Origin of the sequence: Massilibacillus massiliensis (assembly GCF_900086705.1) — a bacterium.
GTDB classification, from domain to species: Bacteria; Bacillota; Negativicutes; order FLKF01; family FLKF01; genus Massilibacillus; species Massilibacillus massiliensis.
Map to the genome: position 1 here is coordinate 3,926,403 of NZ_LT575483.1, position 13,722 is coordinate 3,940,124.

General features: G+C 34.7%; 12 protein-coding genes and 1 tRNA gene. 12 read left to right on the forward strand and 1 reads right to left on the reverse strand.

What is annotated here, in order from left to right; translation table 11 throughout:
* Positions 1-146: 146 nt before the first annotated feature.
* Positions 147-233 (reverse strand) — tRNA-Leu (locus tag BN6559_RS18740).
* A gap of 466 nt (positions 234-699) precedes the next feature.
* Between BN6559_RS18740 and BN6559_RS18745 the strand changes: the two genes are divergently transcribed.
* The 12 genes from BN6559_RS18745 to carA all read left to right on the forward strand — a co-directional run bounded on the left by BN6559_RS18745 (position 700) and on the right by carA (position 13,721).
* Positions 700-1,836, forward strand: a complete 1,137-nt coding sequence (locus BN6559_RS18745; protein ID WP_110956147.1) for a two-component system sensor histidine kinase NtrB — start codon at positions 700-702, stop codon at positions 1,834-1,836.
* 123 nt (positions 1,837-1,959) lie between these two features.
* Entirely contained in the window at positions 1,960-2,907 is a 948-nt protein-coding gene (locus tag BN6559_RS18750; RefSeq protein ID WP_110956148.1) for a L,D-transpeptidase, read from the forward strand.
* A 145-nt stretch (positions 2,908-3,052) separates the two neighbouring features.
* Positions 3,053-5,668, forward strand: coding sequence for a DNA polymerase I (polA, locus tag BN6559_RS18755; protein ID WP_110956149.1), 2,616 nt, complete (start codon positions 3,053-3,055; stop codon positions 5,666-5,668).
* Between the two features lie 21 nt (positions 5,669-5,689).
* On the forward strand, positions 5,690-6,514 hold the full coding sequence (gene mutM, locus BN6559_RS18760) for a DNA-formamidopyrimidine glycosylase (RefSeq protein ID WP_110956150.1): 825 nt from the start codon (positions 5,690-5,692) through the stop codon (positions 6,512-6,514).
* Positions 6,515-6,527: 13 nt separating this feature from the next.
* Complete coding sequence (gene coaE, locus BN6559_RS18765) at positions 6,528-7,136, forward strand: dephospho-CoA kinase (RefSeq protein WP_110956151.1); 609 nt, start codon at positions 6,528-6,530, stop codon at positions 7,134-7,136.
* Positions 7,137-7,143: 7 nt separating this feature from the next.
* On the forward strand, positions 7,144-7,758 hold the full coding sequence (locus BN6559_RS18770) for a lytic transglycosylase domain-containing protein (RefSeq protein ID WP_234407866.1): 615 nt from the start codon (positions 7,144-7,146) through the stop codon (positions 7,756-7,758).
* A gap of 217 nt (positions 7,759-7,975) precedes the next feature.
* A complete protein-coding gene (dapA, locus tag BN6559_RS18775) occupies positions 7,976-8,866 on the forward strand; it encodes a 4-hydroxy-tetrahydrodipicolinate synthase (protein WP_110956152.1) in 891 nt (296 codons plus the stop codon).
* A gap of 226 nt (positions 8,867-9,092) precedes the next feature.
* Entirely contained in the window at positions 9,093-9,635 is a 543-nt protein-coding gene (locus BN6559_RS18780; protein WP_110956153.1) for an NADH peroxidase, read from the forward strand.
* Between the two features lie 15 nt (positions 9,636-9,650).
* Entirely contained in the window at positions 9,651-9,968 is a 318-nt protein-coding gene (locus BN6559_RS18785) for a DUF1540 domain-containing protein (protein WP_110956154.1), read from the forward strand.
* A 419-nt stretch (positions 9,969-10,387) separates the two neighbouring features.
* On the forward strand, positions 10,388-11,347 hold the full coding sequence (locus tag BN6559_RS18790) for an aspartate carbamoyltransferase catalytic subunit (RefSeq protein ID WP_110956155.1): 960 nt from the start codon (positions 10,388-10,390) through the stop codon (positions 11,345-11,347).
* Entirely contained in the window at positions 11,331-12,620 is a 1,290-nt protein-coding gene (locus tag BN6559_RS18795) for a dihydroorotase (RefSeq protein ID WP_110956156.1), read from the forward strand. The genes BN6559_RS18790 and BN6559_RS18795 overlap by 17 nt, the downstream gene beginning before the upstream one ends.
* A gap of 36 nt (positions 12,621-12,656) precedes the next feature.
* The gene (gene carA, locus BN6559_RS18800) at positions 12,657-13,721 is read left to right on the forward strand and encodes a glutamine-hydrolyzing carbamoyl-phosphate synthase small subunit (protein WP_110956157.1); all 1,065 of its coding nucleotides are present in this window, start codon (positions 12,657-12,659) and stop codon (positions 13,719-13,721) included.
* The last annotated feature ends 1 nt before the right edge of the window (position 13,722 follow it).

Consider the following 13,722-nt stretch of genomic DNA (forward strand, 5'->3'; position numbering starts at 1 on the left):
GAAATAAGCTGTTATTTTTATATAAATAGCCGATATTTATGCAGAGTCTGAGTGAGCGGGACCAAGGCTGTCAAATAGGCTGTCAGAATGCACTTGACGGAAAAACAAAAAAACCTTCGCAAACCTGCGAAGGCTAGTAATTTCAATGGTGCCGAAGGCCGGACTCGAACCGGCACGTATGGGAATACGCTTGATTTTGAGTCAAGTGCGTCTGCCAATTCCGCCACTTCGGCATTGAGTGAAAGTGTATGTCCTCTCACTGACATGTAATATCATAACATCATGAAAATGTTATGTCAAGAAAAAATATAAAGTTTTTCCTTAATCCATGACAAAAATGAAATAAAACTAAAAAAACATTTTAAAATTTATAAAACATAGGCAGTCTAATTGTAATAGTTTATACATTTTTTATATGCTTTTACATATAATGTAAAAACATATAAAAAATGTATAATTGTTTTAAGAAAAGTGATGCTTTTTTTGTTGTTATGTGAGGATTTTTGTTTGATGAATTTTAAGAAAAAATTTCGTTAGCTTATAAGTTTCAGCTTAATTTGAATTTTGTCGATATTTATTGGTTTTTTAAGCGGTTTATGTCGGTTTTTTACGATATTTTTTAAGCTCTTTTTTGCAGGAAATACAATTATTTACAAGAATTTTACCTATATTAAGAAAATTAAAGAAGAGGTGTGAAAAATGTATAAAGCAGTGGATTCACAGTTAATGGTAGTACAAGATAAAGAATATAAAAAATATTTTGAAGCTACAAATACAGGTGTAATTTACTTGGACCGAGAAAAAAGAATAAAAAACGTGAACTCCGAAGTGCAACGAATTTTTGCACTTCATCGTGAAGGGCTTATTGGACAAAAAGCAGAAGTGGTTTTCTGTAATTTTGGTAAAAATTTTTTAAAAATATTTTCTTTAGGAGATGAAGAAGAAGTATATAGTACTACTAGTAAGGTAAAAATAAATGGGCAATATGTTTATTTACATATCAATATTTTAAAAATTATTGATAGTTTAGGGCTCGTGACGGGAAACATCATTATTTTACAGGATGTCTCCGCTGTTCATGCAACACTAAAACAAATCCAAACAACAAAAATGTTAATGTCATTAGGAGAACTTGCAGCTGGTGTTGCACATCATGTTAGGACACCTCTAACAACAATCAGTGGGTATTTACAGCTCATGTTAAATAGAGTAGAGAATGATAAGTATACAGTAAAACGAGAAGTTCTAGAAGGCTTATTAGGAGAGGTTTCCTACATAAATGATGTTGTAAAAGAATTAATTATGTTTGCAAAACCCGCAATTGTAAAAAAACCGGGTGTAGATATAAATAAAATTTTAAACGAAGCACTATTATTAACCTTTAATAATATAGGACAAGATGGAATTCATATTAATCGTCAGATTGTCAAAGGATTACCTTCGTTAATGGGAGATTCAAATTTACTCCAACAAGCATTGGTAAATATTTTGCAAAATGCTTTGGAAGCAATGGGAGAAAATGGAGTTTTAACAGTAAAGACCTGGCGTGATTATGAAATTAATATGATTGTAATTTCAATTACAGATAGTGGTGCGGGAATTGCGCCTGAGATTTTACCTAGGGTTTTTGAGCCTTTTTATACGTCGAAAATCGATCGCATGGGGTTAGGATTACCGATTGCTTATCGAATCATAACAGAACATGGAGGATTTATTAACTTATCTTTATCTGCCGAGGGGGCAACGGGAACAAAAGTAAATATTTATTTACCTTTATTTGAAGATGAATTAGAACGTTTATCAATTATGCAACAACAAATTCTTAATTTGCAATAAAGGTTATTTGGCATATTCGACGAACATCCTGCATAGTATTCTAAGGTGGATAAAGTGAAGCTGATCACATAGCAATTAGCTAAACTTGTAAAAATGGTTAGATTAGGGAAGGGATGTTTGTAGATGTTAAAGTTTTTAGTGTTATTTTTATCTAGCATAATTTTATATATGAGTAATACGAATGTTGCTCAAGCTGCTGAAAAATTAGACAATTTAAGTATAACAATCAATGTGCCAAGTCGGACTATGACTTTGTATTCAGGTGATCAAGCAATAAAAGAGTATAGTGTAGGAATTGGAAAATATGAAAACCAAACTCCTATAGGTGATTTTAAAATTCGTAGTAAAGAAATAAATCCTACTTGGATTAAACCTGTAAAAGATGGCGAAGAAAGCGTTACAATTGAATCAGGTCCAGAAAATCCACTTGGATATCGTTGGATGGAGTTTTTTGATCTTTATGGAATACATGGTACGAATAGCCCTGAAACAATTGGGAAATATGTATCAAATGGTTGTATTAGAATGCAAGAAAAAGATGTAGAAGAAGTTTATGATTTGGTTCCATTAGGAACACCAGTACATATTACATATGAGCGAATTGTAGTAAAAAAGCATTCCAACCAAATGGTTACACTTAGTATTTATCCAGATGAATACCAAAGGGAGTCAGTAAATATATGGACGATTAATCAGAAATTAAATCCATACGGTATGGCTGGTTTTCTTGATGCAGATATCATCTCTGGTTTAGATAAATCAATTGGTCAAACAATTGAGGTTGCGAAAACTTTTTCTGTTAATATTTCAGGGAAAATTATAAATGCTGTAGGAGTGAATTTTAAGGGAGTTAACTATTTGCCTGTTGTTCCGGTGGCTACAGAACGAAAAGTAGCGATTTCTTGGAATCCAGATGTACAATTATTAATGAGTCCATTTGGTACAGCTCCAGGTTATGTTAAAAATGATATATTGTATATCAATGCTGATTATGCCTATGCACTTTATGGAGTAAGCATTCGGTTTGATTCATCAATGAATACAATGTATATTGATAATTATTCATATTAAAATAGCACGGAATAAAAGAAAAGCAAAGCTAATTCTAAAATTAGTTTTGCTTTTCTTTTATTATTTTTAAGGCAAAAGAGGTATTTTAATAATTTTAGCTAATAATATTAAGGTTGTAGAAAAATATGAATTTAAGGAGACTTGTATGTTCAATAAATTTGTTGTAATAGATGGGAGTAGTTTATTATATCGTGCATTTTATGCCTTACCGCTTTTGACTACTGCAAATGGGCAATATACGAATGCGGTATACGGATTTGCAATGATGTTAGTAAAATTAATAGATGATTTAAAGCCAGATACGTTAGTGGTTGCGTTTGATAAAGGGAAAAAAACTTTTCGAAATGATTTATTTGCCGAATATAAAGGCACTCGAAAACCAACACCAACAGAATTGGTTGGACAGATTCCGCTAATTCACGAATTAGTTGAAGCATTTGGAATTAAATTAGTAGAAGAAGCTGGATACGAAGCTGATGATATTATTGGTACTTTGGCAACAAAAGCAGCTATGCAAGGAAATGAAGTTATTGTTGTTACAGGTGATCGTGATGCATTACAATTAATCGGAGATAATTTAAAAGTAATGTTAACGAAAAAAGGAATATCTGAGATGCAGCTTTTTGATACTGCAACTTTTAAAGAAAAATATGGGCTAGAGCCAATTCATTTAATCGATCTTAAAGGTTTAATGGGGGATAGCTCTGATAATATTCCGGGCGTTCCTGGAGTCGGTGAAAAGACGGCAACGAAACTATTATTGGAATACGGAACAATTGAAGATGTACTTGAAAATATAGAAAATATATCTGGAAAGAAACTGCAAGAAAAATTACATGAGAACAAAGAGCTTGCACTTTTATCTAAAAAATTAGCGACTATTATTCGTGATATGCCAATTGAATATAATGAGGAAGAATGCAAAATAACTCCGGATGTTTTAAAATTAAGGTCTTTTTGCATGAAATATGAGTTTAGAAGTGTTTTATCCAGATTAGATCAGTTATTTCCTGTTGATGATGGACTAGGGTTTGGAACTGTTATAGAAAATTTACCGCCAGAAACCATAGTAATACAAGATTATGAGAGTTTGGAAAAAGTAATTGAAGGTATAAAGAAAACAAGAAAGTTTATATTTTATCCTGTTTTTGATGGACAAATTCCTGATGTTACGATAAAAGCAATGGCAATTGCCAGTCAAGAAGATAAGATGGTTTATGTATCAAATACTGTTTATGGATGGGAAGCCTGTATTGATTTATTCTCCGATCCGACAATTGTCAAAATTACGCACGATTTTAAAAAAGTTTATCAGACGAAGATAAGGATTGATGGGATAATCTTTGATACTATGCTTGCTGCCTATCTGTTAAAGCCTACTGTCAATACTTATGATCTAAATGCTTTAATGGAACAATATTTAGATCAATATAATCATCCTGTGGCATTTGAGAAAGCTATGGATCAGGCATCCTGGTCTGCACTTTGTATTAATGATTTATATGAAGTATTACAAGAAAAACTAGCAGAAGCAGATTTGAAAAAATTATATGATGATATTGAAATTCCATTGCTGGAAGTCTTGGCTGTTATGGAAAACACCGGTATCATGGTAGATCGCAAAAAATTAGAAAGTATGTCTGAAGAAATCGCTGAGAAAATAACATATCTTTTAAGCGAGATTTATCATATTGCTGGCATTGAATTTAATGTAAATTCAACAAAACAACTCGGCGAGATTTTGTTTGATAAGCTTAATTTGCCGGTGATTAAGAAAACAAAACGTGGTTATTCTACAGATGCAGAAGTATTAGAAAAGTTGGTTGATGAGCATCCGATTATTACGAAGCTATTGGAATATCGGACTTTAACCAAATTGAAATCTACTTATTTAGATGGTTTACTCATATTAATTCATGAAACAAGCAATAGAATTCATACAAATTTTAATCAGATGGTAACCGCAACAGGAAGACTTAGCAGTTCAGAGCCTAACTTGCAGAACATACCTGTTCGAACTGAGGCCGGTAAACGCATTCGAGAGTTGTTTATTCCGGGGGAGGGATATCATTATTTGCTATCAGCCGATTATTCGCAAATAGAACTTCGTGTTCTTGCACATATGTCAGGTGATAAGAATTTTGTAGAGGCATTCAGCCATGAGCAAGATGTGCATACAAGAACTGCATCAGAAGTATTTGGTGTACCTATGGAACAAGTAACAAGCGAGCTTCGGAGTCGTGCTAAAGCTGTTAATTTTGGTATTGTTTATGGTATCAGTGACTATGGATTATCGAGGGATTTAAATGTAACACGAAAAGAAGCTGCGCAATATATTGAAAGTTATTTTGACAAATGTGCTGGAGTTAAAAACTTTATTGATCGAGTGGTAGAAGAAGCGCATCAAAAAGGGTATGTAACTACTTTATTTGGCAGACGGCGTTATCTACCTGATATCAACAGCAGCAATTACAATCAAAGATCTTTTGCTGAACGTACTGCGATGAATACACCAATCCAAGGTAGTGCTGCAGATATTATCAAAAAGGCAATGATTGATGTGTATCGTGAATTAAATAAAACGAATCTAAAAAGCCGTATCTTACTTCAAGTACATGATGAACTTCTTCTTGAAGTTTCAGAAGATGAAGTTGAAACCGTTACAAATATTGTAAAAAAAGCTATGCAAGAGGCTATTAAACTTACAGTTCCCTTGACTGTTGATGTAAATGTTGGCAAAAGTTGGGCGCAAGCAAAGTAGAAACATTGGAGGAACTATAAAATGCCAGAGATGCCAGAAGTAGAAATCATCAGACGTGGATTGGTTGATAAATTGAAACATAGGCAGATTACTGATATTGAGATGTTACTACCGAGATTAATCAAATGGCCATCTGCTACGAAATTTCAGGCAATGGTTATAGGTAGAACTATAATAGATATGTCGCGTAAAGGGAAATATCTGTTGATCCATTTAGATAATCACAATAATATTGTGATTCATTTGCGAATGACAGGTAGACTTTACTATATAACACAAGGTATGAAGCAGGATGTTTATACAAGATTAATATTTCATCTGGATAATGGAGATATGCTGCTTTACGCAGATACGAGAACGCTAGGGACTCTTTATGCTTTGGGGCCAGAAGAATCTTGGCGTATTTCAGGTCTCACAAATATGGGGCCTGAACCACTATCGAAAGAATTTACGATTGATTATTTAAAAACGGTGCTTGCAAATAGTCGTGGGAAAATAAAATCGTTTTTGTTAAATCAGAAATATATCGGAGGATTAGGCAATATATATGTAGATGAGTGCTTGTTGATTGCTAAGATTCATCCCGAGCGTAGTTGCAATCAAATTGCTTTAGAAGAAATAGAATGTCTCCATATAGCGATTAATAAAGTCATTGCCGATGGGATTAAAGATGGTGGAACTACATTTCGTGATTATCGCGATGGAAATGGAAATAAAGGGAATCATCAACAAAATTTATTAGCCTATGGCAGAACTGGTTTGCCTTGTTTTTTTTGTGGAACTGCAATTGAAAAAATTGAAGTTGGAGGAAGGGGAACACATTTTTGTCCTCAATGCCAGCATTAAAGGGGCAAGGAAAATGTATTTAATTGGTCTGACTGGCGGCATTGCAAGTGGGAAGAGTACTGTCAGTCAAATGCTTAAAAACTTAGGCGGGAAAATCATTGATGCAGATAAAATTGCTCGAGAGGTTGTAATGCCAAATGAACCCGCATGGCAGGATATTATAAAGAAATTTGGTAAAGAAATTTTGTTAGAGGATCAAAATCTTGATAGAATAAAACTTGGCAATCTTATATTCTCGAATCAAGATGCTAAAAAACACTTGGATTTTATCATGCATCCTAGAATTGAGGAGAAGATAAAACAGAAAATTCTACAGTATCGAGATGATCATGATTTGATTCTGGTTTTGGATATTCCATTGCTTTATGAAGCAGGTTGGGACACAATCACGAATGAAAATTGGGTTGTGTATGTAAGTCCAACTCTTCAATTAGAACGTTTGATGAAAAGAAATAAATTGACCAAACAACAAGCGATTGATCGCGTAAACAGTCAAATGTTACTTGAAGATAAAGCCAAATTAGCGGATTACATTATTGATAATAATGGTTCTTTAGAAGATACAAAGAATCAAATAATAAAACGATGGAATGATATAAAAAGCGAATGGAAGAAAAGGTAGTTAATGAATGAGAAATTTATCTTTATTTGGCAATAGAAAAAACGGAGTGATGGTATTGCGGAGTTGTGCCAAAGTAAAAATCTTTCTTATTGGGATACTCATAATTATTGTCGGTTATGTTGGTTTTCAAAGTGATTGTGTGCAGAAAAAGTTTTTTTATCCCTATCCTTACAGGGAGTTTATAATGGAATACGCAGCAGTACGAAATTTAGATTCGACACTGGTTGCTGGTGTTATCTTAAGTGAAAGTAAGTTTGAAATAGATGCGCGGTCACATAAAGGTGCTATTGGGCTTATGCAGCTTATGCCAGACACTGCAAACTGGATTGCGAAACAGACGGAAGATCATAAATTTACTCTTGAGGATCTAAATGATCCAGAAATTAATATTCGCTTTGGTACATGGTATTTAGCTTCCCTTAATAAGGAGTTTAAAGGAAATGAGATCTTAATGCTAGCTGCATATAATGCAGGACGTGGCAATGTTAAAGAATGGATGAATCGTAATAATTGGGATATGAGTTTTAGTGATATTGATAAGATTCCATATAAAGAAACACGTGAGTATGTTACAAAGGTTATGAAAAGCAAAGCCTATTATAAAAAGTTATACGATGAGTAAATCTCATGCTGAAATATCATTTATATTTGTAAAGAATATAGATGATAATAAGAGTAAGTTTATTTGTGAACATTTAATGAGCATTCGCATAAAATTATCTTGAAGATATAAAATTGAATTGTATGAATCTTATAATGCAAGACTTGTCCATTTAGTATATAATTATCCATATGGTGTTTATTATGTTTCAGTATTTTATAGTTTGGAGGGATAAATTTTGAAAGATATTATATTTAAGGGTGCTGGCGTTGCCATTGTAACACCTTTTGATGAAAATGGTATTAATTTTGAAGAGTTAGGGCGTCTTATTGATTTTAATATTGAGAATGGCACCGATGCAATCGTTATCACTGGTACGACTGGTGAATCGTCAACAATGAGTGATCAAGAACACAAAGAAGCTATTAAATTTACTGTAGAATATGTAAATAAAAGGGTTCCGGTAATTGCGGGGACTGGTTCAAATGATACAAAGTATGCGATTCAATTATCAGAATATGCAGAAAGCGTTGGATCGGATGCGTTGTTGCTTGTGACACCTTACTATAATAAATGTTCTCAAAATGGATTAATTGCGCATTTTACTGCAATTGCTGACAGTGTAAATATTCCAATTATTTTGTACAATGTACCGCCAAGAACTGGGGTTAACATTTCAGTCGAAACTTTTGTAGAATTAGCAAAACATCCTAACATTGCAGCAGTAAAGGAAGCAAGTGGAGATTTATCTGCTATTGCAAAAATTAGGCATGCCTGCGGTGATAATTTAGCAATTTATTCAGGTAATGACGATCAAATTGTGCCAATCCTTTCTTTGGGCGGTTTAGGTGTCATTTCTGTGTTATCGAACATAATGCCAAAAGAAACACATGATATTTGTGAACTTTATTTTAATGGAAAAGTGAAAGAAAGCAGTGAACTGCAAATCAAATTGTTAGATTTAATTTGTAATTTATTTATTGATGTAAATCCTATTCCGGTAAAAATAGCATTAAGAGAAATGGGATATAAAGTAGGAGAACTTCGCTTACCGCTTACGGATATGGAAGATGCGAAGCTTATAAAACTAAAAGCTTCGATGAAAGCACATGGTCTGTTTAACAAATAAGCGGAATGAACTAAAAAGCTTCCTGTAACAGCTAAAAGTTATGCTGTTACAGGAAGTTTTTTTATTATACAGTTTCAGTAAGCGGTAAGCTAAAAAATAGTTTGTATAATATTTATAATTTTTCTTCCTAGATCTATTGGATATCATGTATTTAATAAAATCAAATGTGAATACTAAGAAAAGAGATACTCAATAATTTATGTGTATTTTAGGAGGTTTATGAAGTGTGAAAAAATATGTTTGCAGCGTTTGTGGTTATGTGCATGAAGGAAATGAGCCACCTGAACAATGTCCAATTTGCAAAGCTGATAAATCGAAATTTATAGAAAAGAAGGATGGCTTAGCATGGGCTGATGAACATCGTATTGGAGTGGCACGTGGTGTAGATCCAGAAATCATTAAAGACTTGCAGGCCAATTTTACTGCTGAATGTAGTGAAGTCGGGATGTACTTAGCGATGTCGAGGCAAGCGGATCGGGAAGGGTATCCAGAAGTTGCAGAAACTTATAAAAGGATTGCCTATGAGGAAGCTGAACATGCAGCAAAATTTGCAGAATTACTAGGTGAAGTTGTAAATGAAAGTACAAAACAAAATCTTAGTTTACGTGTAGAAGCAGAATATGGTGCAACTGAAGGTAAAAAGAGACTGGCAACCTTAGCTAAACAGCAAAATTTAGATGCTATTCATGATACTGTACACGAGATGTGCAAAGATGAAGCAAGGCATGGATGTGCTTTTCAAGGTTTGTTGAATAGATATTTTAAATAGAAAGAAGTGGTGATAATGGCTCGTATTTTATGTGGAGTTGATCAATGTTCACATAATAAAACAGGAGAGTGTTATTCTAATTTTGTATCTATTGCGGGCAGTAGTGCGCAAAAAGAATGCGATACTTCTTGCAGCTCTTTTTTAAACAAGACAATTTATTCAGAACTAACAAATAATACGATTCATGGAGGGGCTTGTGATAGCCTCGATTGCAAAGTTGAGACCTGTAAGTATAATGACGCATATAAATGCAACCTAGATAATATCCAAGTCAATGGCATAAATGCTGATTCTTATGATGAAACAAGTTGTTCTAGTTTTGAATCTAAGTGATATTTGTATTGACAGATTCAGCGCGCTATGGTATTCTGTATGAAATAATATTATAGTACCTTTAATGGATAGTCCTGTGAGGCTATGAAGGAAGTTAGATGTGTTGTGTTTATTGGCTTTCTCATGCGCCTTTGTATGAGAAAGCTTTTTTGCATATAGAGATTATTTTGATGAATTTGTTAGTAAAATCTTTGTAAATAAGGTATAATTATAAATGATATGTGATTAAATTTACAATTATAGTGCATCAGGGATTATACTTTATCATGTAGAGATACTATCTTTTAACGTGATCCAGAGAGGTCAGCCAAGGTAGTTTGTTTAGGAATGGGATCGTTATGCTATGCATAATTTTCCATTAGAGCCTATATAACTCCTTGCTGCTGGCAAGGAGTTTATTTTTAGGAGGAGTGGTTAATTTGAGTAAAAAAGGTGTGTCCTTAAGTGGAAAAAGTATTTTGGGGTTAGAATACTTAGGTGTGGATGAAATCAATTTGATTTTGGACACTGCAAAGGAAATGAAAAATATCATGAATCGTGATATAAAAAAAGTTCCTGCTTTACGTGGTAAATCCATTGTGAATTTATTTTATGAACCAAGTACACGAACGAGAACTTCTTTTGAATTGGCAGGGAAATACCTTGGTGCTGATGTTGTGAATATAACCGCTAGTACAAGTAGTATTGTAAAAGGTGAAAGCCTACGTGACACTTTGTTGACGGTAGAAGCTATGGGTGTAGATGCAATTGTCATGCGGCATAAGGCCGAAGGCGCTGCGGAATATGCGTCGAAGGTTGTGAATCCAGTGATTATTAATGCGGGTGATGGTGCACATGCGCATCCATCGCAAGGGTTACTGAATATGTTTACGATTTTACAATATAAAAACAGGTTAAAAGGATTAAAAGTGGCGATTCTGGGTGATATCTTGCATAGCCGCGTTGCTCGTTCTGATCTTTGGGGAATGCGTAAGATGGGAGTGGAAGTTCACCTTGCGGGGCCCAAGACATTATTGCCACGTTTTTTAGAACAAGAAGAAGGTATATTTATACATGATCGTATTGAAGAGGCTGTGGAAAATGCTGATGTTATCAATGTGCTTAGAATACAGCTTGAACGTCAAAAAACAGGATTATTTCCATCGCCGCGAGAATATGCAAGATTATTTGGTTTAAACCAAGCACGTCTCGCAACGGCGAAAAAAGATGTATTGGTATTACATCCAGGACCAATGAACAGAGGTCTCGAGATTTCACCAGATGTTGCTTATTGCAATCATTCGGCAATTCAGGAGCAAGTTCAAAATGGTGTTGCAATACGCATGGCATTATTAACGTTAGTTTTGACAGGAGGAAAGAACATTGAAATTAATGCTTAAATCCGGACGTGTAATAAATCCGGGAAAAGACTTTGATCAAATTCAAGACATTTTAATTGAAGATGGAAAAATTGTTTCAATTGGTGAAAATTTATCTGCTGATGATGCTGAGATTTTTGATGCAGCTGGACTTATTGTAACTCCTGGTCTTATAGATATGCATATTCATTTACGTGAACCTGGACAAGAAGCAAAAGAAGATTTTTATTCAGGCACAAGAGCAGCTGCCGCAGGCGGGTATACAACGGTTGCATGTATGCCAAACACAAAACCCGTTGTTGACAGTGCGATATTAGTAAATGGTTTAGTTGAACGTGCTAGGCAAGAGGCAATTGTTAACGTAAAAATAATTGGGGCCTTAAGTAAAGGGCAAGAAGGAAAAGAACTTGCAGAAATCGGGGATATGCTTTCTGTTGGGGCGGTAGCTTTTTCGGACGATGGACATTATGTACCAAGTGCTAAACTTCTTCTAAATGGGCTTGACTATTTGCGTACTTTTGGTGGGATTATTATATCTCATGCGGAGGAAGAAACATTAGTAGAAGATGGTGTTATGAATGAAGGGGTACATTCTGCAATGATAGGAATGAAGGGGCGTCCAACGGTTGCAGAAGATATTGCAATAGCAAGGGATATTTTACTTGCTGAATATGCAGATGCTAAAATTCATATTGCACATGTTAGCAGTAAAAACGCTGTGGAATTGATTCGCCAAGCGAAAACACGTGGTGTAAAAGTAACTGCAGAAGTGACACCACATCATTTAACGATGACAGATCGTTTAGTGCAAAGTTTTGATGCATCGACAAAAGTAAATCCTCCACTCAGAACACAAGACGATGTAGATGCAATGATTGAAGGATTAAAAGATGGTACGATTGATGCGATTGTAACAGATCACTCTCCACATGCATATGAAGAGAAAGACGTTGAGTATCGTTTTGCGCCAAGTGGATTTCCAGGGCTTGAAACAGCATTGGGAATAGTTCTTACAGACCTTTATCATACGAAAAAAATCGGTTTGCATGAAATTATAGCGAAAATGACAAGTTGTCCAGCTGAAGTATTTAACTTAAAAAGTGGAGTGCTTAATGTAGGCTCTGCTGCGGATATTACGATCATTGATCCAAACTTGGAATGGACGGTAGATACAGATAAGTTTTATACACGTGGATCGCATTCACCTTTTGTTGGCAGAAAACTAAAGGGAAAGGCAGTCGCAACGATTGTAAATGGTAAAATGGTCATGAAAAATGGCGAAATTACTTGTTAACATATGGATATCAGGATATAAAACGGGGGTGTTCTTTTGGACGGTAAATTAATATTAGAAGATGGCAGTATTTTTTATGGAACGTTGTTAAATGATTTGCAATCAAATGGTGAAGTTGTATTTAATACAGGTATGAGTGGCTACCAAGAAATTCTTACGGATCCATCCTATTGCAGTCAAATTGTAACTTTGACATATCCTATGATCGGGAATTATGGTGTTTCTGAAATTTTTGATCAATCGAGGAAATCCTTTGTGAGCGGTTTTGTCATTGGAGAGCTTTGTGAAGAAGCGAGCAACTGGCAATTAGAGAATACTTTAAGTAACTTTTTGACGGAACAGCAAATTCCATGTATTTATGGAATTGATACGCGGGCTGTAACGAGAAAGATTCGATCTGCAGGAACAATGAAGGGCGTTATCGTTAGTGAAAAAACTGCGCAAGACGAGATAGATGCATTGTTTGCTAAACCGATAAAAAAAGAGGTTGTAGAAGAGGTAACTACACCCGAAATTTATAAAATAGAGAATAATGGACCGCATGTTGTTGTCATGGATTTTGGGATCAAACAAAATATTTTGCGGTCGTTGCATGCAGTTGGGTGTAATTTAACAGTCGTTCCAGCTTACACAACGGCTGAAGAAATTTTAAAGATGAATCCTGACGGGGTTTTTCTTTCAAATGGGCCTGGCGATCCAAAAGATATTCCAGAAATTACGCAAATAGTAAAGAAGTTAGTAGGGGTAAAACCTATTTTTGGAATTTGCTTGGGGCATCAATTATTAGCGCTTGCTTTGGGAGCAGACACTTATAAATTGAAATTTGGTCATCGTGGATCTAATCAACCCGTGAAAAATTTATTGACGAATCGAGTTCATATTTCTTCACAGAACCATGGATATGCTGTTGATGAAGCATCTTTAAAGAATCTACCAGTAACGGTTACACATCGTGCGGTAAATGATGGTACAGTAGAGGGCATGCGACATAACCATTTACCGATTTTTTCTGTGCAGTATCATCCAGAAGCATCACCCGGCCCAGATGATAATACTTATTTATTTGATGAATTTCTGACGTTGCTTAAAAAGGGGGAATAAT

Bases quoted from the DNA above. Each gene is read 5' to 3' on its own strand.
- BN6559_RS18745 (WP_110956147.1), top strand. From the start codon at position 700: ATGTATAAAGCAGTGGATTCACAGTTAATGGTAGTACAAGATAAAGAA.
- BN6559_RS18750 (WP_110956148.1), top strand. From the start codon at position 1,960: ATGTTAAAGTTTTTAGTGTTATTTTTATCTAGCATAATTTTATATATG.
- polA (WP_110956149.1), top strand. From the start codon at position 3,053: ATGTTCAATAAATTTGTTGTAATAGATGGGAGTAGTTTATTATATCGT.
- mutM (WP_110956150.1), top strand. From the start codon at position 5,690: ATGCCAGAGATGCCAGAAGTAGAAATCATCAGACGTGGATTGGTTGAT.
- coaE (WP_110956151.1), top strand. From the start codon at position 6,528: ATGTATTTAATTGGTCTGACTGGCGGCATTGCAAGTGGGAAGAGTACT.
- BN6559_RS18770 (WP_234407866.1), top strand. From the start codon at position 7,144: ATGAGAAATTTATCTTTATTTGGCAATAGAAAAAACGGAGTGATGGTA.
- BN6559_RS18785 (WP_110956154.1), top strand. From the start codon at position 9,651: ATGGCTCGTATTTTATGTGGAGTTGATCAATGTTCACATAATAAAACA.